General features: G+C 74.4%; 15 protein-coding genes. 8 read left to right on the top strand and 7 right to left on the bottom strand.

Going from position 1 to position 17,438, the window contains the following annotated elements; all coding sequences use genetic code 11:
• Positions 1-83: 83 nt before the first annotated feature.
• Positions 84-656 carry a hypothetical protein gene (locus OHS17_RS20930; RefSeq protein WP_330313401.1) on the top strand — a complete coding sequence of 191 codons (573 nt, stop codon included), beginning with the start codon at positions 84-86 and terminating at the stop codon, positions 654-656.
• An 11-nt stretch (positions 657-667) separates the two neighbouring features.
• Here the strand turns inward: OHS17_RS20930 and OHS17_RS20935 are convergent, their stop codons facing one another.
• A complete protein-coding gene (locus OHS17_RS20935) occupies positions 668-1,168 on the bottom strand; it encodes an NUDIX hydrolase (protein WP_330313402.1) in 501 nt (166 codons plus the stop codon).
• Between the two features lie 295 nt (positions 1,169-1,463).
• On the opposite strand from OHS17_RS20935, the gene OHS17_RS20940 reads away from it, so the two are divergent.
• Positions 1,464-2,288 (top strand): RNA polymerase sigma factor, encoded by an 825-nt coding sequence (locus OHS17_RS20940; RefSeq protein WP_330313403.1) that lies wholly within the window; start codon positions 1,464-1,466, stop codon positions 2,286-2,288.
• On the top strand, positions 2,288-3,406 hold the full coding sequence (locus OHS17_RS20945) for a hypothetical protein (protein WP_330313404.1): 1,119 nt from the start codon (positions 2,288-2,290) through the stop codon (positions 3,404-3,406). The genes OHS17_RS20940 and OHS17_RS20945 overlap by 1 nt, the downstream gene beginning before the upstream one ends.
• 177 nt (positions 3,407-3,583) lie before the next feature.
• On the opposite strand, the gene OHS17_RS20950 is transcribed toward OHS17_RS20945, so the two are convergent.
• The gene (locus OHS17_RS20950; protein ID WP_330313405.1) at positions 3,584-4,495 is read right to left on the bottom strand and encodes a L,D-transpeptidase family protein; all 912 of its coding nucleotides are present in this window, start codon (positions 4,493-4,495) and stop codon (positions 3,584-3,586) included.
• 203 nt (positions 4,496-4,698) lie between these two features.
• On the opposite strand from OHS17_RS20950, the gene leuE reads away from it, so the two are divergent.
• The gene (gene leuE / locus OHS17_RS20955; RefSeq protein ID WP_330313406.1) at positions 4,699-5,367 is read left to right on the top strand and encodes a leucine efflux protein LeuE; all 669 of its coding nucleotides are present in this window, start codon (positions 4,699-4,701) and stop codon (positions 5,365-5,367) included.
• A gap of 22 nt (positions 5,368-5,389) precedes the next feature.
• On the opposite strand, the gene OHS17_RS20960 is transcribed toward leuE, so the two are convergent.
• The 4 genes from OHS17_RS20960 to OHS17_RS20975 all read right to left on the bottom strand — a co-directional run bounded on the left by OHS17_RS20960 (position 5,390) and on the right by OHS17_RS20975 (position 11,221).
• Positions 5,390-6,316, bottom strand: a complete 927-nt coding sequence (locus tag OHS17_RS20960; RefSeq protein ID WP_330313407.1) for a class I SAM-dependent methyltransferase — start codon at positions 6,314-6,316, stop codon at positions 5,390-5,392.
• A gap of 80 nt (positions 6,317-6,396) precedes the next feature.
• Positions 6,397-8,880, bottom strand: a complete 2,484-nt coding sequence (locus OHS17_RS20965; RefSeq protein ID WP_330313408.1) for a YfhO family protein — start codon at positions 8,878-8,880, stop codon at positions 6,397-6,399.
• Between the two features lie 2 nt (positions 8,881-8,882).
• On the bottom strand, positions 8,883-10,244 hold the full coding sequence (locus OHS17_RS20970) for a polysialyltransferase family glycosyltransferase (protein WP_330313409.1): 1,362 nt from the start codon (positions 10,242-10,244) through the stop codon (positions 8,883-8,885).
• Positions 10,244-11,221 carry a glycosyltransferase family 2 protein gene (locus OHS17_RS20975; RefSeq protein ID WP_026171261.1) on the bottom strand — a complete coding sequence of 326 codons (978 nt, stop codon included), beginning with the start codon at positions 11,219-11,221 and terminating at the stop codon, positions 10,244-10,246. Before OHS17_RS20975 ends, OHS17_RS20970 begins: the two co-directional genes overlap by 1 nt.
• 209 nt (positions 11,222-11,430) lie before the next feature.
• Between OHS17_RS20975 and OHS17_RS20980 the strand changes: the two genes are divergently transcribed.
• The 4 genes from OHS17_RS20980 to OHS17_RS20995 are packed head-to-tail and all read left to right on the top strand — an operon-like array spanning position 11,431 to position 16,047.
• Positions 11,431-12,780, top strand: a complete 1,350-nt coding sequence (locus tag OHS17_RS20980) for a DUF6716 putative glycosyltransferase (RefSeq protein ID WP_330313410.1) — start codon at positions 11,431-11,433, stop codon at positions 12,778-12,780.
• Positions 12,781-12,809: 29 nt separating this feature from the next.
• The gene (locus OHS17_RS20985) at positions 12,810-14,030 is read left to right on the top strand and encodes an acylneuraminate cytidylyltransferase (RefSeq protein WP_330313411.1); all 1,221 of its coding nucleotides are present in this window, start codon (positions 12,810-12,812) and stop codon (positions 14,028-14,030) included.
• Between the two features lie 11 nt (positions 14,031-14,041).
• Complete coding sequence (locus tag OHS17_RS20990; RefSeq protein ID WP_018101077.1) at positions 14,042-14,977, top strand: N-acetylneuraminate synthase family protein; 936 nt, start codon at positions 14,042-14,044, stop codon at positions 14,975-14,977.
• A gap of 11 nt (positions 14,978-14,988) precedes the next feature.
• A complete protein-coding gene (locus tag OHS17_RS20995; RefSeq protein ID WP_330313412.1) occupies positions 14,989-16,047 on the top strand; it encodes a hypothetical protein in 1,059 nt (352 codons plus the stop codon).
• An 11-nt stretch (positions 16,048-16,058) separates the two neighbouring features.
• Here the strand turns inward: OHS17_RS20995 and OHS17_RS21000 are convergent, their stop codons facing one another.
• Positions 16,059-17,303, bottom strand: coding sequence for a M48 family metallopeptidase (locus tag OHS17_RS21000; protein WP_330313413.1), 1,245 nt, complete (start codon positions 17,301-17,303; stop codon positions 16,059-16,061).
• Positions 17,304-17,438: the final 135 nt, after the last annotated feature.

Below are 17,438 nucleotides of genomic sequence, written 5' to 3' on the forward strand. Positions count from 1 at the left end.
CGGCGCTGAATGCGATAACAGGAAGCGCTGCGCCCCCCTGTGTCCCGGCATGGGGCTCATGGGAGGGCTGACAGGAGACGCCGATGAGCCTGCTCGACCTGATCGCCGCCGCCGACGAACGCGGGCTCGCCGCCTCCGCGGTCGCCTGCCTCGAACGCTGTCTGCCCCAGCCCGCCCCGGGCGCCACCGGCCCCGAACCGCTGCGCCCGCTCTGGGCCGCCTGCGCCGAGCCCCGCCTCTGGCCCGCCCGCCTCGCCGAGGCCCGCACCGCCCTGGACACCCTCGCGCACCCCGGCGAACCGGCCGCCCCCGTCCGGGACCTGCTCGCCGACGCCCCGGACGACCGGGCGGGCGAAGCGCTGCGCGCCTGGGCGGACGCCTGCTCGGTGCTGGCCCTGGAGGTCCACCTCGGCCACGACATGACCGCCCCCGCGCTCCCGGACCCGGTGGCCCGCTGCCGGGCGGGCGACCCCTCGGGCGCGGGCCCGCTGCTGGCCGGGGAGGCGGCCCGCCAGACCGCGATCCTGGAGATGCTGTCCGCCATGGACGAGAACGCCCCGGCCACGGCGGGCCTGCGCCAGATCCGCGACGTCTCCACGGAGGGCGGCCGGATACTCCGCGCGGCGGCGGCCCGACGGGGACGGGTGCGGTCCTGAGCCCTCGGCCCCTACCGCCAGGCGTACGTCAGGTCGGTGAGCGGGGGCAGCAGTACGTCGGGCCCGGCCGGGTCCAGCAGCACCGGTCCGGCCGCCGGGTAGAGGTGCAGCCCGGCGGCCTCCGCGAGGGGCACCCAGACGACACGGGCCCCGTCCTCCGCGTCCAACTCGGTGGCCGGGAAGGCCGCGCGCACCTCGCGGGGCACGGGCAGCAGATGGATGAGGTGGAGCCGGCGGAACGTACCGGGGCGGCCGGGCCGCGTCGTGACCTGGTCCTGCACCCGGAGCAGCCGGGGCGGTTCGGGCAGCGCCGCGACATCGAGGCCCAGCTCCTCGCGCAGTTCCCGGGCCAGTCCGGCGGACACCTGCTCGTCCGCGTGGAGCAGCCCGCCGGGCAGCGAGTACTGCGCTCCGGCGGGCCGCCCACGCCGGATGAGACAGAGCTCGCCGCCTTCGACGAGGACCGCGCACACGCGGACCGGGACGGCGGGAACGCCTGCGGTGGTCGTCACGGAGTCATCCTCGTACGTGAACGGCCGTCGCGTGGCGGGAAGAACGAGGACGACCGGGGCCGCCACCCCCCACAGGAGAGGCCCCGGTCGTCTTCCGCGGGGCCGCAGGGCGACCCCGTACTCATCTCTGCGCCGCGGGTGCGTTTTCTGTCACACCGGGGTGGGGCGATGGAATGTTGCGGGTTGTACAAGTCATGGACGCGGTGCACGCCAAGGACGTAGCGTGCGGAGTCGCGCAGGGTGGCGCGGCAGTGGTGACCAGCTGCGATTCGGACAGCAGGGCAGGGTTGAGGTAGTGCTGGGGGACGACGCGGGGCTTACTGCCGCGGTGCTCGCGGCACAGCGCGGGGACGAGGACGCCTTCCGTACTGTGTACCGCGCTGTGCAGCCGCGGCTGCTTGGCTACATAAGGACACTGGTGGGGGAGCCGGACGCCGAGGACGTGGCGTCCGAGTCGTGGCTTCAGATAGCCCGTGACCTCGACCGTTTCAGCGGGGACGCGGACCGCTTCCGGGGCTGGGCCGCGCGCATAGCCCGCAACCGGGCGCTGGACCATCTCCGGATGCGCGGCAGGCGCCCCGCCATCGGCGGCGACGAGACGGAGCTCTCCGACAAGCCGGCCGGTTCCGACACGGCCGACGAGGCGATCGAGTCCCTGGCGACCGGGCGCACCCTGTCGCTCATCGCCCAGCTGCCGCAGGACCAGGCCGAGGCGGTGGTGCTCCGCGTGGTGGTCGGCCTCGACGCGAAGAGCGCCGCGGAGACCCTCGGCAAGCGGCCCGGCGCGGTCCGCACCGCCGCCCACCGCGGACTGAAGCGGCTCGCCGAACTGCTCGGGGCGGACACGGCGGGCATCGCGGCCCAGCGCCCGGGCGGCGAGGGCGGACAGCCCGGCCCCGGCCCGGCCAGGCTCCCCGGTCAGGCGGACGGCACCCGGCGGCGCCGGGCGGAGCCGGAGGGCCCCGAGGCGTCCTCGGCGGCCTTCCGGAAGAATGCGGGGGACGCGCCGGGACGGACCGGGGAGCTCGGTGCCGTACCCGTGCAACGCCCCCCACGCACCGGCCTGGTGGCTCCCGCCGGTGTGACGCATTCGCGTCTGTGGACGCAGAAGGACATGTGATGGCCGACGAGCAGTACGCATGGCTTGACAAGGAAGCGGCGGAGAAATTGCTCCGCGGCGAACCGGTCGACCCTGCCGAAGGCCGTCCCCGCCAGGACGCCGAGCGCCTGGCCGCCGCCCTCGACGCCGTCGCCCGCACCGCCCGCCCCGCCACCGGTGAACTCCCCGGCGAGGCCGCCGCGCTCGCCGCCTTCCGCGCCGCCCCCCGCAGCCCCCGTACCGCCGGGATCACGGCCGCGCACGACGACGAAGCCGAGACGGCGACGCTCGCCCCGGTCCACATAGGCCGGGCGGCGGGCCCGAAGCGCACCGACCGCCCGTTCCGCTGGAGCCGGCCCCTGCGCTTCGGACTCGTCGCCTCGCTGGCCTGCTGTGCCATAGGAGGGGTGGCCGTGGCCGCCGGGTCCGGGATGCTGCCCGGCCCCTTCGGCCGGCACACCCCCTCACCGGCGACCTCGGTCTCGGCCGCCGAGTCCCCCGAGGAGCTGGGCACCGACGTCCTCCCCGACGAGGAGACCTCCGCGCCCCCGCCGCCCGGCACCCCCACCCCGGACGCCCCGCCCCCCGGCGACCGTCCCGACGCCGACGACGAGGACACCGCGCTCCCCGGCGACGGTGCGTCCCACGACGACCGGAGCGGCAAGGACGACGGGACCGGCACCGACCGGACCGGCGGCAGCCGCACCGGCGGCGCCACGTCCCCCGGCGGCGGCACCTCCCATGACGACGGCGACGGCGACAGCGACGAGGACACCGGCAAGGGGAGCGGCCACTCCGGCGACGACCCCTCCGGCTCCTGGTACGCCAAGACTCTCCAGGCGTGCCGCGACTACCGGGACGGCACGCTCGACGCCGACCGCCGCACCCGCCTCGAAGCCCTGGCCAAGGGCGCCCGCAACCTCGACCGGTTCTGCGACCGGCTGCTCGACGCCGAGGACGGCAAGCACGGCAGCGGCGCGGGTGACGCCGAGCAGGGCGGCGACGCCTCCGCGCCGCTCCCCGCCATCCGGTTCACCGAGTCGCCCGGCCCCTCGACGGCGGCCGTCGCACCGGACCCGGGGGCGACGGACTTCGCCTCCGATGACCCCTGGCCGGCCGCCTCCGCGGCGGCCCGCTGAGCGTCCGTACCGGTCGGTGTGACGTTTTCCGGCCTGCCGACGCTGTACGGAATGAGCCGACTGGTCATCGGCAGCGCCCGGAGCCGGGGTTCCCCCCGTACCTGCGGCTCGGCGCACATGGCGCGGGCGGGACACGTTCCCCCGGTCCCGTCCGCGCCCCTCATTCCTCTCGCCGCCTCACTTGTGGACGACGACCTTGTCCCCGGTGCGGACGGCGGCGAACAGGGCCGCGATCTTCCCCTCGTCCCGGACGTTCACACACCCGTGCGAGGCCCCGTTGTAGCCGCGGGCCGCGAAGTCCGAGGAGTAGTGCACCGCCTGGCCGCCGCTGAAGAACATCGCGTACGGCATGGCCGTGTGGTAGATCGTGGACACGTGGTGGCGCGACTTCCAGTACACGGAGAACGTGCCCTCGCGGGTCGGTGTGTACTGCGAGCCGAACCGCACGTCCATGGACGAGAGGACCTTGCCGTCGATCATCCAGGACAGCGTGCGGCTGTTCTTGCTGATGCAGATGACACGGCCGGTCAGACACCGCTTGTCCGGCTTGGCGACCGGCCGGGTGGTCGGCGGGTTCAGCTCGGTGGCTGTCGGCTTGTGCGTCATGCCGAGCAGCTTCTGCCAGGTGACGGTGTCGGTCCTGCCGGTCCTGGCCAGACCGCGCTTGCCCTGGAAGGACTGCACGGCGGCCACGGTGACCGTCCCGTAGTAGCCCGTGGGGCTGCGGTCGAAATGCCCGATCTGCCGCAGCCGCGCCTGGAGTTCGCGCACCTGCTTGCCCTCGGCCCCGCTCGCCATCAGCACCGTGCCCTGCGGGTCGGCCGTGGGCGTGGAGCGGGTCGCGCTCGGCTTGGGCGACGCCTTGACCGGCTCCTTCGGCTTCGCGCTCGCCGACGGGCTCGCGGAGCCGTCGCCCGGCTTCGCGTCGTCGGCGGGGGAGCTGCTGCCCGCCGGTGCGGAGGGCGCGGCCGAGGCACCGGCCGCGAGCTGCTCCTTGCATCCGGCGGTCACCCCGGCCATCGCCACCACGGCCACGACGGCGGCCCCTCGGAGCGCGTAACCGCGCCCGGTCCTGCCCGTGCGTATCATCCCAGCCCCCTGCATCCTCGGCCCCGGCGTCTTCGGCCCGCGCACTCGCGTATCTCATGGGACGGGTTCCCACGCCAACCGGTTGCCGAATCCTGCACCGCGTCAACCGTCGCGTGTCTGTGACGCAGAACGCACCCTTCCGCACCCCCGCACCCGGAATTCCCGCTTCCGCGCGGTCGTGGCCGCGTGCGAGACTCCGTTTCATGCTGGGTGTCACCGACCTTCCGACCTATCTCGCCGGCCTCGTGCTGATCGTTCTGCTGCCGGGGCCGAATTCGCTGTACGTGCTGTCCGTCGCCGCGCGGCGCGGGGTGCGGACCGGGTATGTGGCGGCGGCCGGGGTGTGGACCGGGGACACCGTGCTGATGACGCTGTCGGCGCTGGGCGCCTCGTCGCTGCTGCAGACGACGCCCGTGCTGTTCGCCGTCGTCAAGTACGCGGGCGCCGGCTATCTGACCTGGATGGCGATCGGGATGCTGCGGGCGGCCGTGTCGATGTGGCGCGAGCGGCACCGGCGGGTCGCCGAGATCACCGACGAGGAGCGGGCCGAGGCGCGGGCCCCGGGGGCCATGGAGCGGCCGTACCGGCGGGCGCTGGTGGTCAGCCTGTTCAACCCGAAGGCGATCCTCTTCCTGATCTCGTTCTTCGTGCAGTTCGTGGACCCCGGATACGCCTACCCCGCCCTGTCGTTCCTGGTCCTCGGCACCCTGCTCCAGCTCGCCAGCTTCCTGTACCTGTCGGCGCTGATCTTCGGCGGCACCCGGCTGTCCGCCGCCTTCCGCAGGCGCCGGCGGCTCTCGGCCGGGGCCACCTCGGCGGCCGGGGTGCTGTTCCTCGGCTTCGCCGCGAAGCTGTCGCTCAGCAGCGTCTGACGGGTCCTTCAGGGGCTACGGGTCACTCCGCCCGCAGGTACGCCGACGTCGCCACGCGCCCCAGCAGCCGCAGCCGCGAGGTCCCGTCCGCCAGATGCTTGTCCAGGGCCTCCTGGACGCCCGGCCACGCCGCGTCCCCGTAGTCGTCGAGGACCACGATCCCGCCGGGGGCCACGATCCCCTCGACCCATTCCAGGTCGGCGGCCACCCCCGCCATGGAGTGGTCGCCGTCCACCACGATCACCCCGTACTCCCGGTCGCCCGCCTCCGCCCGCACCTCCGGGGCGCTGGAGAAGCCCCGCACGATCCGGGGGTGGTGGGTGGTGCCGCCCCCGGTCAGCGCCAGGTTGGCCCGCACCACGTCCTCGCGGACCGGCGTGCCCGTGGGGTCGGCGGGCTGCGAGGTGCCCGGCTGGAGCTGGGAACCGGCCAACGGGTCCACGATCGTCAGCTCCGGCTCGACCCCCGCCCGGTGCGTCATCCGGGTCAGCGCGGCGGCGAACAGCCCGTACAGCGTGCCGATCTCCAGGATGCGCCCGTTCGGCGGGGCCAGCAGCGGTACGGTCGCCAGCTTGCCGCACACATTGGACGTCGAGCCCGCCAGCCGCCCGACGCCCAGCGCCTCCAGGGCGACCACCGTGCGGTAGGCGGACACCACACTGCGCCGCGCCGCCGCGTTGTTCCCGGCCAGCGCCCCCACCTCGCGGACCAGCCGGTCCACCTCATGGGCCGGGGGCATGCGGTGGGCGCCGCGCCCGGTCCCGTCGAGCAGCAGCTCCACGGCATACCGGCCGCGCCGCTCCTCCTCGTACTCCCTGCGCAGGGTGGCGAGTTCGCCGCGCAACGGCCCGGCGGCGCGCTCCACGCGCTGCTGGATGCGGCGGTCGACCAGGGCGGCGGCGGGGCGCAGGGCGCGCCGTGCGAGGCGGTTGTTCAGAAGGGAGACCATGGCTGGGAACGTACGCGCGAGCGCCGGGCCGCTCCCACCACGCGGAGATGAAGTCTCGGTGTCGTCGGGGGTGTTCAGGTTTACGGCGCCGCCCTGCGCCGCCGTCCGGTCAGCCCCACCGCCACCAGCCCCAGCAGCGCCAGGCCCCCCGCGAGGCTCCCCGCCTTCAGCCCCGGCGGCCGGTACGCGCAGTCCAGCACCGGCCGGTCGCCGCTCACCGGGGCCGCGACCAGCCCGAGGTACGAGTCCGCCGGGCGGCCCCCGCAGCTCCACCCGGCGATCCGGGGCGCGGCGAGCACCGCCAAGCCCTTTGTCCCCCGGGGGAGTTCGGCGCGCACCCCGCTCCCGGTGACCGTCACCCGCGTCGCCCCCGTCCGCTTCAGCCCGGCCACCGCACGGGTCAGCCGGTCCCGGTCCAGGCAGCCGACGGCCTCGTGCGGGACGGTCCCCGGCCGGGCCACCCGCAAGGCCACGTCGAGCGCCCCGCCCCCGTCGCCCAGCTTCCGCAGCTCGGCCCGGCGCCCCGGCAACTCACCCCGGAAGTCGGCCTCTTCCCCAGAACCCAGCCGCGCGCGGCCGAAGAGGTCCGGCGCCCACAGATACACCTCACTGCCCGCCGGGCAGGCCGCGCGGAGGGTGTACGCGCCGGGCCGCACCGCGTAGTCGTACGCGCCCGTGTCGCCCGCACCGCTCCCGTCCGCCGCGCGCAGAGAGGTCTCCGGCACCGTGTAGACGGACGCGCCGAGCAGCTTCTCCTGGTTGCGGAAGGGGGAACGCCCGTAGCGCGCATGCTCGTCGGCGGGCCGTACGGTCACCAGCGGCGGCACGTCCTCGTGCGTCACCGTGACCGGGCGGTCGTCCGGGCGGTTCCAGCCCTGGTGCGGGTCGCGCGGCATGTGCACCCGGGCGCCCACGGAGAACACCGCGTCGGTCACCGGGCTGTCCGGGTCGTGCAGGGCGCGGCCGTTGGACGTCCACCCGGCGCCCAGGGCCAGGAAGGTGCGGGTCAGCACGTCCGGGGTGTGGCTGCTGTAGTAGGCCCCGCCCTGGCCGCCGGTCAGCATCGGATCGTTCGCCGTGCTCTGTTCCAGGCCCGGATCGGTCCGGTAGCGCGGCCAGCCGTCCGCCTCGGCGACCGCCGCCGCCTGGAGGCGCTGGCGCTCGCCCCAGGGGGCGTAGTCGTCCAGCCGGCCCAGCCGCTGCCGGTCGGCGTACGCGGTCGTCGCGGCGGCCTGCCCGGCCTGCGCCCCGACCAGGAGGAGCGCCGCCAGCACGGCGTACCGGCCGCGCCGGGCCAGCACCAGGGCGCCCGCCACGGCCGCCAGGCCCGCCACGGACAGCGGGTACGTCCAGGCGGTGACCAGGGCGCTGGACGCGGCCCCGGCGGCGATCAGCGCGACCACCCCCGCGCCGCCGAGGAGCGCCCGCCGGTCCGGCCAGCCGGAGGCGACCGACAGCCAGGCGGCGATCACCAGAAGCCCGGACAGCACGAACGTCTGGCGGTACGGACTGCCGTTGGGCGTCGCGAAGGCGTGCCACAGCAGATGCGTCGGCCCCCACTGCAACGACAGCGCGACCCCCGCCACGAGCCCCGCCCACACCAGGCGTTCGGTGCGCGGGACGGCCCGGTGGAAGGCCAGGGCGCCCGCGAGGAGCAGGGCGCCGGTGCCGAGGAAGAGCGCCGGGCTGAAGAAGCCGTACGTCGCCGGGAGCAACCGGGCCGCGACATCGGGCCAGGCCGCCGGAGCGAACGCGCGGGTCCAGCCCGGGTAGGCGTGCCGCGTCCCGAGATACACCGGCACCAGGACGGGCGCGGCGAGTCCCACGCCCAGCGCGACCGTCCGTACCGCCCTCCCCAGCCCCCGTACCCGCTCCCGGCGCGTCCCGCCCTCCACCAGCAGCCGCACCACCAGCACCAGCGCCGCGCCGAGCGTCGCCATGTACGCGGTGTAGAAGTTCGACACCCAGGCCAGCGTCACCAGCAGCGTGCCCAGGACCGGCCGACGGCCCGTGCGGGCCCACTCGGCGGCGAGGCACAGCAGCGGGAAGGCGATCAGCCCGTCCAGCCACATCGGGTTGTACACGGCCTCGATGACCGACCACCCGCACAGCGCGTACGAGGCCCCGAGCACGACGGCCGCCCACTCCCGGCCCCGGCCGCGACGGAGCGCCGTCAGGAGCCAGGTCATCGCGGCCGCCGCCGCCCCGGTCTTCACCAGCGTGACCGCGTACACCGCCAGGTCGATGCGGTCCCGGGGGAAGACGCCGACGAGCAGGGCGAACGGGCTGCTCAGATACGTACCGAAGTCCGGCAGGAAGCCCGTGCCGTAGCCGGACTGCCAGTTCAGCAGCAGCCCGCCGTCGGCGCGGCCGTGCAGCAGGTCCCAGAGGCGGGCGTGGAACGGGACGAACTGGTTGCCCAGGTCGTTGACGCTGCGGGTGAGCGGGCCGAAGGGGTGGCTGCGGGCCACCGCGTCCCCGGCGCAGACGGTGAGGGCGGCGAGCACGGCGGCCAGGGCGGCGGCCCGGCCGCGCGGCAACCGGAGTATCGGGAGTTTCGTCATGCTCAGCCGGCCGCAGCCCGCTTCAGGGTGCGGGCCCGGCGCGCGAGGCGGCGGACCGTCGCGTTGCGCGGGATGAACGTGAGCTGCGCCGGAATCGCCCCCGGCAGCCCGAGCGCGGTCAGCCGCCGCCGCTTGAAGTACCGCCGCACGGCGTCCCGGTGGCCGCTCAGATAGCGCTCGGCGACGGGGCGCAGGGGGGCCTGGAGCTGCGGCTGCATCGCGTAGCCGACCGCGCCGACCAGCCCGGCGGCCCCGCGCGCGATCTCCTCCGGCGAGGGCATCGACCAGCCGGTCACCGCCGCCGGGTCGGCCAGGTCGGGGAGCAGGGCGTCCACGATGGTCACGGGGATGCGGTTGCTGTTCTGGTACGGGCTGAGCTGTTGCAGCAGCGGGCCCGTGCCCAGGCGGGCGACCGGCAGTCCGTAGAACGAGGCGGCGGTCAGCAGCGCGGTGGAGAAGCAGCCGACGACGAGGGCGGGGCGCATCGACTCGAACAGCGTCTCCGCCAGGACCGGGCTGTCCGCCACGGTGAGCACCGCACCGAGCCGTACCGCCTCCTCCTCCAGGGCGCGCGTCCAGTGGGCGGGCGCGCTGGGATGCGGTTTGAAGACGATACGGGTGTGGCCGAGGGCGACCGCGCCGCGCACCATTCCCGCGTGCAGCTCCTCCTCCTGGCGGGGCGTCAGGATGCCCAGCGTGGACAGGTACTGGCCGAGGACGAGCGCGGGGCCCGGGGCCTGGGCGGGGACGACGGGGGCGGCGACCGGGTCGGCCAGCTCGCCCAGCACCTTGAGGAACACGTCCGTCGGGACGACCTCCGGCTCCACCCCGAACTCCGTGAGCAGCAAGGGCTTGAGCCCCGGCACCAGGTCCAGGTGGAGCAGCCGGCGGATGCGGGTGCCGATCAGCTGGTCGAGCCGGCTGCGGGTCGGTCCGTAGCTCATCAGCCCGTCCGCGTACACATGCAGCGGGCTGTCCCCGAAGACCGTCGCCAGCGCCTGGGCGGGGTTGGCCTGGATGGACTCGCAGGCCAGCTCGACCGGTCCGTCCCCGAGGTCCCAGGCCGCGCGCACCGCCCGCTCCCACAGCGGGGCGTCCTGCTCCCGGGGGGCCCAGCCGCCCGGGTGGAACGGGCTGATGAAGTCGTTCCAGGACCGCACCGCGTCGAACTCGGCGGCCAGCGCCCCGAATCCGGGCCGCTCGTGGAGCGGGGTGCCGAGCTCCGGGGCGGGCGAGGTGTCGCTCACGACGAGGATGCGCCGGTGCTCGGAGCGCGGCCCGAACATGCCCGAGCGCAGGGCCGCGACGAGCGTGGCGGCGGCGTACTGCGTGCACGCCGAGAAGATCTGGATGGTGGCGGGCATCAGGCCGCGACCTCCCGCGACACCGAGCGGCGGCGCACCCGGCGCAGCCGGTCCGCACGGCGCTCGCCCAGCGAATTCAGCGTTTCCGCGAGAATGTCCTGGGGCATGCGCCGCAGCGAAGCCGCACTCATCGAGCGCAATTTCCTGGCCACTGCTGGTTCGAACCTTTCGATGGATTCCAAATGGTGCGCCATGACCGCGCAGTACGTACGCACGGCCTTCGGCATCAGCCGGTCCGCGTCCGGATCCAGGGCCGTTTCCTCCAGCACCTGATCGAACGCGCGGATGAAGTCCAGCTGGCGCACATCGCCGATCTGGGTCAGCGAGGAGGCGACCCCGCGCCGGTAGAAGATCCCGGGGAGCCCGACCGCCGCGAAGGACTCCGCCTCCCGGTGCAGCCGCCAGATCCACGGCCGGTCCTCCGCCGTGCGCAGCCCGTCCCGGAACCGCAGCAGCCCCGAATCCGCGAGCCGGCGGTGATAGGCCCCGGCCCAGGCGTACGCGTAGTCCACCGGCGTCGAGCGGTCGGCCGGCAGGATCACCTCGCGCGGGCTCACCACGGTGTTCCGCAGCCCGAACGGGACGCGGTGGACCGTGCGCACCCGGTCGGTGAACTGCACATGGTCCGTACGGACGAAATCGCAGCCCAGGGCCGTGATCGCGGCGAGCAGCCGCTCGTAGTGCCCGGGCGCCGCCCAGTCGTCGCCGTCCAGGAACGTGAGGTACTCGCCGCGCGCCGCGTCGATCCCCGTGTTGCGCGCGGTGGCCAGGCCCCCGTTCCGCTCGTGCGGGACCAGGACGGCACCCGGCAGCTCGCGCTCGGCGCGCCGGAGGATGTCCAGGGTCCCGTCGGACGAACAGTCGTCGACGAGGATGAATTCGACCCCCTCGCGGGCATTGGCCCGCAGACTTCTCAGGGTGTCGGGGGCGTAGGCCCGAACGTTGTAGAACGGCACGATGACGGAGAGCTTGACCACGCGGACCACGCTAGGCGCCGGTCCGGCATTTACCCTGGACCCGACGGGTACACCAGGTGAACGAAGAATGTCGGGACCATGAACCGGCCCGATTCCCCGCCCCGGAACGCCCTTTCCATCAGCTGATTCTCCGGGTGTCGGCGGGCTGTTAACCCGCTGTTGCCGTCACGTTGGGCCGCGAATCCGAATGCCTTCCTAAATTCGAAGACGTGCCACGACGTACCGAAAAGACGACCGCCCTCAGGGCAGCCGTGATCGCCGACTCCGACACCCGGTGGAAATGGGGCGCGCTCACCGCGCACCGCCTCACCGCCCCCGTGTCCGGGGAGCCCGCGCAGCGGGTGGAGATCAGCGGACTGCTGCTGCGCGGCCGGGCGACCCCGACCCCCCGCCAGCTCGCCGAGGTCGGCGACGTGGGGATCCCCGCCGACCGGGTGCGCGAGGTTACCGCCGTCGAATTCCTGCACGCCGTACGGGACGAGGGATACGACGTCGTCGTCCTCGCCCTCGTCGGCGGCGCCGTCCAGGCCATGCTGCACGGCATCGCGGCGCTCCGGCTGCCCACCAGGCCCGTCCTCGTCACCGGCTACGTCGGCGTCGTCTACGAGAAGCTCACCGACGGGCTCCTGCTGCGCCACGGGGCCGACGTCGTCCTCGCCAACTCCCGCCACGACGCCCGGCGTTTCCGCGCGGTGTACGAGGGAGTGGGCGCCGACGTCTCGGCCGTCACCGAGGCCGCCCTCCCGTTCCTCGGCGGCGAGCCGTACCGCCCCGAACCCGGTCGCGACACCCTGGTGTTCGCCGCCCAGCCCTCCGTGCCGGAGAGCCGCGCCGACCGGGCGTACCTGCTGCGGCGCCTGGTCGAACACGCCCGGCTGCACCCCCGCCGCGAGGTGCTGCTGAAGCTGCGCTCCAAGCCCGGCGAGCACACCACGCACATCGAGGAGCACCCCTACCAGCGGCTCGCCGAACGGCTGCCCGGCGGACTCCCGCCCAACTTCCGCCTGGTGTACGGGCACATGGGCGAGGTCCTGGACCGCACCGACCTCCTCGTCACCGTCTCCTCCACGGCCGCCCTGGAGTCCCTGCACCGCCGCATCCCCACCGCCGTCCTCACCGACCTCGGGGTGCGCGAAGCCCTCGGCAACCACCACTTCACCGGCTCCGGACTGCTCACCTCCTTCGACCACCTCGACGGCGGCGGGCACCCGGAACCCGACCCGGAGTGGCTGGCCGGCCAGGGCGTCGCCGCCGACGGCAGCTACCCCACGGCGTACGACACCGCCCGGGCCCGGGTCACCGCGCTGCTCGCCGGGGCGCAACTCCCCGACCCGGCGCCCTACTACACGCCCGCCACCGCCCCCGGCTACCTCCCGGGCATCCTCGCCCGCCACCACCTGGCCCCCGACGGCCACCCGCTGCCCGGCGCCGCCGTGCCCCGCGAGGCGGGCCGGGTCAGGACGGCGGTGCGCGAGGCGGTCCGGGACGCGGCCCGGGGCGCGTACCGGCACGGCGTCCAGCGCGTCGCCCCGGTCGTCCGGCGGATGGGGGAGCTGTGAACACCGACAAGCCACCTACTGGAGCACCGATGAACCGACCCACCGTGCTCGCCGTCATCCCCGCACGCGGCGGCTCCAAGGGCGTACCCGCCAAGAACCTCGCCCGGGTCGGCGGCGTCCCGCTCGTCGCCCGCGCCGTCAACGCCTGCCTGGCCTCCGGCGAGGTCACCGACGTCGTGGTGACGACCGACGCGCCCGCCGTCGCCGAGGCCGCCCGCGCGGCGGCCGAAGCCCTCGGTGAGAGCGCCCGGCTGCACTGCGTCCAGCGCCCCGAGGAGATCGCCGGGGACACCGCGACCAGCGAGGCCGCCGTGCTGCACGCCCTCGACGCCTACGAGGCGCTGCGGGGACGTACCGCCGACGTCGTCCTGCTCGTCCAGTGCACCAGCCCCTTCGTCACCCGCGAGGACATCGACGGGGTCGCCGCCGCCGTCGCCCGCGAGGGCGCCGACACCGCCGTCACCGTCGCCCCCTTCCACGGCTTCCTGTGGCGCGACGGCACCGCGGTCGAGGACCACAACTACGGCGTCAACCACGACAAGCGGGTCCGCCCGCGCCGCCAGGACCGCCCCGAGGACCTGCTGGAGACGGGCGCCGCCTACGCCATGGACGCCGCCGGCTTCCGCATCCACCGCCACCGCTTCTTCGGCCACACCGCGCTGGTCCGTACCGACCCCGCGCGCGTCCTGGAGATCGACGACCCGCACGACCTGGCCCGCGCCCGCGCGCTCGCCCCGCTCCTGGACCCGGCCCCGCTGCCGACCCTGGACGACATCGACGCCGTGGTCCTCGACTTCGACGGCACCCAGACCGACGACCGGGTCCTCGTGGACTCCGACGGCCGCGAGACCGTCGCCGTGCACCGGGGCGACGGGCTCGGCATCGCCGCCCTCCGCAAGGCGGGCGTACCGCTGCTGATCCTGTCCACCGAACAGAACCCCGTCGTCGCCGCCCGCGCCCACAAGCTGCGGGTGCCCGTCCTGCACGGCGTCGACCGCAAGGACCTCGCGCTCAAGCAGTGGTGCGACGAGCAGTCCCTCGCACCCGAACGCGTCATGTACGTCGGCAACGACGTCAACGACCTCCCCTGCTTCGCGCTCGCCGGCTGGCCCGTGGCCGTCGCGAGCGCCCACGACTCGGTGCGCGCAGCGGCGCGCGCCGTGACGACCACCCCCGGCGGCTCCGGCGCCATCCGCGAGATCGCGGCCTGGCTCCTGGGCCCCACCCTCACCACAGCCCCCACCGAGTAAGGAACACCCTCATGAGCACCTCCCGCCTGCGCACCCTCGGCAACCGCACCGCCGGACCCGGCAACCCCGTGTACATCACCGGCGAGATCGGCATCAACCACAACGGCGACCTCGGCAACGCCCTCGCGCTGATCGACGTGGCCGCCGAAGCCGGCTGCGACGCCGTCAAGTTCCAGAAGCGCACCCCGGAGATCTGCACCCCGCGCGACCAGTGGGACATCGAGCGCGACACCCCCTGGGGCCGCATGACGTACATCGACTACCGCCACCGCGTCGAGTTCGGCGAGGACGAGTACCGGGCCATCTCCGAGCACTGCGCCGAGCGCGGCATCGACTGGTTCGCCTCGCCGTGGGACACCGAGGCCGTCGCCTTCCTGGAGAAGTTCGACGTCCCCGCCCACAAGGTGGCCTCCGCCTCGCTCACCGACGACGAGCTGCTGCGCACCCTGCGCGCCACCGGCCGCACGGTGATCCTCTCCACCGGCATGTCGACCCCGCGCCAGATCCGGCACGCCGTCGAGGTGCTGGGCTCCGACAACATCCTGCTCTGCCACGCCACCTCCACGTACCCGGCGAAGGCCGAGGAACTGAACCTGCGGGTCATCAACACCCTCCAGCAGGAGTACCCCAACGTCCCGATCGGCTACAGCGGCCACGAGACGGGCCTCCAGACCACCCTCGCCGCCGTCGCCCTCGGCGCCGCGTTCGTGGAGCGCCACATCACCCTGGACCGCGCCATGTGGGGCTCCGACCAGGCCGCGTCCGTCGAGCCGCAGGGCCTGTCCCGCCTGGTCCGCGACATCCGCACCATCGAGGCGAGCCTCGGCGACGGCGTCAAGAAGGTGTACGAGTCCGAGCTCGGCCCGATGAAGAAGCTCCGCCGGGTCCCGGGCGTCGTGGCGGAGAGCGACGCGGCGGCCCCGGCCGCCGAGCCGGTCGCGGTCTGACGGGCCGGCCGGTGAACCTCGCCTTCGTCGAGAGCCCGGTCCAGCTCCTGAACGTCCTGGAGTGGGCCGTCACCGAGGGAGGCGGCGGGCGCGTCCTCACGGACGTCACCGTCGTCGTCCTCCCCCCGGTCGACCCGATGTCGCGCGGTCAGCTGCGCCGGATGGCGGAGCTGGCCCGCGACGAGGGCATGACCGTGCGCTGGCAGGAGGCGCGCGGCGACTCGGGCACCCCCCTGAAGTCGCTGCGCGCCCTCACCCGGCTCGTCCGCAACGCCGACCACATCGTCATCGGCGACCCGTTCTCGCGCTACGTGCAGCTGCTGCTGTCGCTCGTACGCCCCCGCCGCCTCACCGTGGTGGACGACGGCACCGCCACCATGGAGTTCGTCGCCCAGCTCACCCGGGGCGAGCGCCTGGTGCGCTGGCACCGGCGCGGCGGCTTCGACCCGCGCGGCCTGGCCCTCGCCCCGGTGACGTCCACCGCGCGGCGCAGGTTCACCCCGTCGGCGGCGCGCGAGGTCGAGCTGTTCACCGCCATGCCCGTGATCCCGCCGCCGGGCGTCACCCTCATCCCGAACACCTTCTCCTGGACCCGGTCCCGCTTCGGCCCGCCCTCGCTCACCAAGGGCGCGGACCTGGTCGGCACCTCGCTGGTCGAGACGGGCGTGGTGGACCGGGACCGCTATCTGGAGGCGGTCGGCGCCCTCGCCCGTACGCACGGCGCCACCCGCTACTTCGCGCACCGCCGCGAGTCCACCGAGAAGCTGCACGCCCTGGAGGCGGTCACCGGCCTGGAGATCGTCCGCCCCGACCTCCCCCTGGAGCTCATCGCCCGCCGCGGCCCCATCGGCCGCACGGTCCTGAGCTTCCCGTCCACGGTGGTCCACACCCTGCCCCTCGCCCTGGCCGGCACCGAGGTGAAGGTCGCGGTCTGCGACATCGCCCCGGAATGGCTCCACGCAACGGCCTCCCCCCGCGCCCAGGGCTTCCTGAGCGGCGTGACGGAGACCGCCCGCGACGTCCACCGCCTGGCGCCCTGGCGGGTTACGGCGGTGACGGGGGAGGCGTGAGGGGGCGCGGACTAACGGCCGTTCATGATCTGCCGCGCCACGCGCTCCCGGGCCCCGGCCAGCTCCTCGCTCAGGGCCGCCTCGCGCGCCGCGCCCGTGGTGACCGCCGCCGGTACCGGGGACGAGGCGAGCAGTCGGGCCCGGCGCAGATGGGTGGGCGGATGCGTGGCGTCGACACTGTGCCCGCGACGGGCCCCGGCCCGGCGCAGCCGTTCGTGCTCGCTCTCCGGTACGGCGTCAATGCGCGCGGCCAGCCGGTCCCACAGACCCCGCCAGGCATCCCGGGCGTCCGCGCCACGTACCGCCTGCGCGGAATTGGACTCGCGCAGTAGCACGACCTCCGCCGAGTCCGCGATCAGCAGGCGGTCCATCAGACCGGAAGCGGCCTCGGTGGAACCGCATCGCGCGGCGCTGTCGTCGGCCAGGTACTCCGCGCGCTGCGCGGCCCGCAGGGTCAGGCGTTCCAGAAGGAGCAGGACCCCGGTCACCGCGCAGCGCGGCAGCAGGAGCAATCCGTTGAGCAGGGCCTCGCCGGGCGTGGGCCGTTCGGTCCGGCCGACCATGTAGACCCAGGTCTCCAGCGACCGCAGCGCGCTTCCGACCACGAATCCGTGGCGGGAGTCCCCGTTGGCGTAATGTCCGAGCTCATGACCCAGCAGCGCGAGACGCTGACCGGGCGTGAGGACCTCCCAGAGGCCGAGCCCCAGGGTCAGCACTCGGCGCCGCCGGATGCCGTACGTGGACACGCTCGCGTTGCACTCGCCGTCGACCACGACGACGTCCACGCCGCGGGTTCCCACCACGGCGGCGACCTCGTCGATCAGCGAGAACAGCCCCGGCGCGTCGGCGCGCCGCAGGACCGGGGCGTCCTCGGGCAGCTTGCCGAAGCGCGGACGCAGAACGAGGGCGACGACCAGACAGACGGCGCCGAGCAGCGGCAGCCCACCGCCCCAGCCGAGCACCACCAGCAGCAGCCCGCCGACGAACAGCGCGACCGTCACCCCGTGGACGGCCGGCGCGAGGGCCAGGGCCAGGACGCCGGCCGTGCCGCGCCCGGGACGCAGGGCCTCGTCCGTCGTCACCTCGGCGAGCAGCGCCTCGCCGTGCTGCTGGGCGAGCCTGCGCCGCAGCACGTCCACCCGGCCGATCGGTTCCTCGGGCTGCCCCGGGTCCACATTCCAGTCGCAGGCGGCGCACCATTCCACGAACCCGTGGCCCGTCAGGATCTCCGCCCCGCACTCCGGACATGACCGCATACGCTGGTCCACTGCGTCGAGCACTGCCGAGGCCCCCTCGTCCCGCGGCTCCGGCCGGAGACCGCTCAGGTGTACGGCGGACACCTGTGCGTGTCCGCGGACGGCACAGTAGGCCGCGGCTCGGACAGCCGTACA

The organism is Streptomyces sp. NBC_00523, from assembly GCF_036346615.1.
GTDB lineage: Bacteria > Actinomycetota > Actinomycetes > Streptomycetales > Streptomycetaceae > Streptomyces.

Coding starts and splice junctions, on each gene's coding strand:
- OHS17_RS20970 (WP_330313409.1), bottom strand. CDS start 10,244: ATGCCCGCCACCATCCAGATCTTCTCGGCGTGCACGCAGTACGCCGCC.
- OHS17_RS21000 (WP_330313413.1), bottom strand. CDS start 17,303: ATGCGGTCATGTCCGGAGTGCGGGGCGGAGATCCTGACGGGCCACGGG.
- leuE (WP_330313406.1), top strand. CDS start 4,699: ATGCTGGGTGTCACCGACCTTCCGACCTATCTCGCCGGCCTCGTGCTG.
- OHS17_RS20965 (WP_330313408.1), bottom strand. CDS start 8,880: ATGACGAAACTCCCGATACTCCGGTTGCCGCGCGGCCGGGCCGCCGCC.
- OHS17_RS20985 (WP_330313411.1), top strand. CDS start 12,810: ATGAACCGACCCACCGTGCTCGCCGTCATCCCCGCACGCGGCGGCTCC.
- OHS17_RS20990 (WP_018101077.1), top strand. CDS start 14,042: ATGAGCACCTCCCGCCTGCGCACCCTCGGCAACCGCACCGCCGGACCC.
- OHS17_RS20960 (WP_330313407.1), bottom strand. CDS start 6,316: ATGGTCTCCCTTCTGAACAACCGCCTCGCACGGCGCGCCCTGCGCCCC.
- OHS17_RS20945 (WP_330313404.1), top strand. CDS start 2,288: ATGGCCGACGAGCAGTACGCATGGCTTGACAAGGAAGCGGCGGAGAAA.
- OHS17_RS20930 (WP_330313401.1), top strand. CDS start 84: ATGAGCCTGCTCGACCTGATCGCCGCCGCCGACGAACGCGGGCTCGCC.
- OHS17_RS20950 (WP_330313405.1), bottom strand. CDS start 4,495: ATGATACGCACGGGCAGGACCGGGCGCGGTTACGCGCTCCGAGGGGCC.